At 63.4% G+C, this 2,284-nt stretch carries 3 pseudogenes; 2 read left to right on the plus strand and 1 reads right to left on the minus strand.

The features are described from left to right. A pseudogene (locus JOZ76_RS28615) lies at positions 1 to 563 on the plus strand (IS256 family transposase); the annotation flags it as partial. Between the two features lie 94 nt (positions 564 to 657). Here JOZ76_RS28615 and JOZ76_RS28620 read toward each other — a convergent pair. Then, a pseudogene (locus tag JOZ76_RS28620) lies at positions 658 to 1,870 on the minus strand (IS110 family transposase). Between the two features lie 258 nt (positions 1,871 to 2,128). Between JOZ76_RS28620 and JOZ76_RS28625 the strand changes: the two are divergent. Continuing rightward, positions 2,129 to 2,284 (plus strand): annotated as a pseudogene (locus JOZ76_RS28625) (transposase); the annotation flags it as partial.

Here is a 2,284-nt window from a genome sequence, read left to right on the forward strand (position 1 = left end):
CGCGGCCGCTAGAGCCGGTTTACCCATTGATTTTCTTCGACGCACTGCGGGTCAAAATCCGCAATGAAGGGCTGGTCCGCAACAAGGCGGTGCATATCGCGCTTGGCATACGCGCTGACGGCACCAAGGAAATCCTCGGCCTCTGGCTCGAGCAAAACGAGGGCGCCAAATTCTGGCTGCGCGTCGTGAACGAGCTAAAAAATCGCGGCGTCGAGGACGTCTTGATCGCTGTCGTCGATGGCCTCAAAGGCTTTCCCGAGGCAATCACCGCCGTGTTTCCGCAGACAATGGTGCAAACCTGCATCGTCCACCTGCTGCGCCACAGCCTCGATTTTGTCTCGTGGAAAGACCGCAAGCCCGTCGCCGCGGCGCTCAAGGAGATTTATCGCGCGGTCGATGCCGCCGCTGGCGAAGCCGCCCTGACGGCCTTCGAGGACGGCTGCTGGGGCAAGAAATATCCGGCCATCAGCCAGAGTTGGCGCCGGGCCTGGGCCGAGGTCGTCCCGTTCTATGCTTTTCCCGGTGATGTCCGGCGGATTTTGTACACCACGGATGAAGTCGACAAGCCTTTCCGACGCGATTTGCTATCCTCGAGCAGCACGGGCGACCGCGTGGCAAAGAGCCGGGATCAAGGATGCAAGCCCGACCACGCAGCCCTCAGTGTCGTTCCTCCTTTGCGGCGCCCGTGCGCTGCTTTCCGTTGCCGCGCCGTTGCCATTGGCTGACAAACCGCTCGTAGGCCTGTTCAGCATGGCGGGCCAGCTCGATCTCGCGGTCGCGCAGCTCCTTGATGTTGTATGCGTAGGCGACGCCGCGCTTGTTGCCTTTTCGAGCCGGCTGGCCGGCTTGCAGCTCCATTGACCGCAGTTTGTTCGCAACCAGGGCCGGGCGTGCCCATTGATAGTCAGTTTCCTTGGTCAGCAGATGCCAGCACCGCGAGCTTGCGCGCGACGGCAACGGCGGCAATCTGGTGACCGCGACGGGCGCGGATGCGCAGAAAGAAAGCACGAAGTGGACCGGGCGCCTTAGCTGCAGCCCAAGCGGCTTCGACCAGCATCGCGCGGGCGTGGGCGCGTCCGCGCTTGCTGATGCGGCCATGCTGGGCGAGCCCGAGGCCCGATTGCCGCACGCGCGGGTTCAGACCGATATAGCTGACGAGTTTTTGGGGATCGGAAAAGCGCCGCACATCGCCGATCGCCGCAACCAAGCCGGCGGCAACAATGAGGTGGACGCCGGTGATCGTGAGCAGTCGCTTAACGGCTGGATTGCCAGTCGCCGCCTGTGCGATCTCGCGGTCGAGAACCGACAGATCCTCGCCCAGCCGATCGAGCTCACGCAGATGCCGTCCAATTGCCGCGGTTTCGTCATCGGGGATCACCTGTCGAGAAAGCCAGATCTGGCCCAGCCCTCCGAACAGATCGGCATGCGGACACGGCGGGATCAGATGAGCATGCAGGATCGCGTGCACCTCATTTTTGATCTGCGTACGGTGCCGGACAACCTGGTTGCGCCGCGCCACCAACCGCCGCAGCCGCTCCGTCTCGGCATCGGGTAGCCAGATTTCGGGCAGAAAGCCGGCGGCCCGCAGTGACGCCAGGACCCCGGCGTCAATTTTGTCGGTCTTGACGTGCGCATGGGCGATCGCCTTGACCTGCAGCGGATTGGCAATAATCACACGCGCCACATACGGCGACAGCACGCGCACCACGGCCATGGCGTTGCCGGTTGCTTCGATGACGACCTCGTCCTCCTTGCTGAGACTGCGGCCAAACCCCTCCAGACCGGCGCGGGTCATGCTGATCCGTCCGGCCGGACGCAGCTTTCCGTCTTCCCAGAACACCACCTCGGCAAAGGTCCGGTGGATGTCCATCCCAATCACGCGTCGCATCAGCTGCTCCCTCCTCTGTTGCATCGAATGGGAGCAGTGGGCGACACGACAACTACGGATCCGCGCTCTCGGCGCAACCGGGTAGGTCGCAGGGGCGGCCAGCTACTAACGCGAGCTCTCGGCTCATCGAATACATCGGCCTGCCCACTGGCGTGCTCCCGGTGCCCCTCGTCCCGGATGGTCGCACCATACGCCGGGAACCAACCAATCCCAGCCGGACGAGCCGGCACCGTGACCTTCATACCGGTTACGAATGCGATTGAGGCGCTCAATTCCAAGCTGCGCCGAGCGGTTCGGGCCAGAGGTCATTTCCCCAGTGACGAGGCTGCCACCAAACTCCTCTTCCTGGTCTTGAACCGCTCCGAGAAGGAGTGGATCATGCCGCCGCGCGAGTGG

Source organism: Bradyrhizobium sp. (assembly GCF_019244115.1).
Classification (GTDB): domain Bacteria; phylum Pseudomonadota; class Alphaproteobacteria; order Rhizobiales; family Xanthobacteraceae; genus Bradyrhizobium.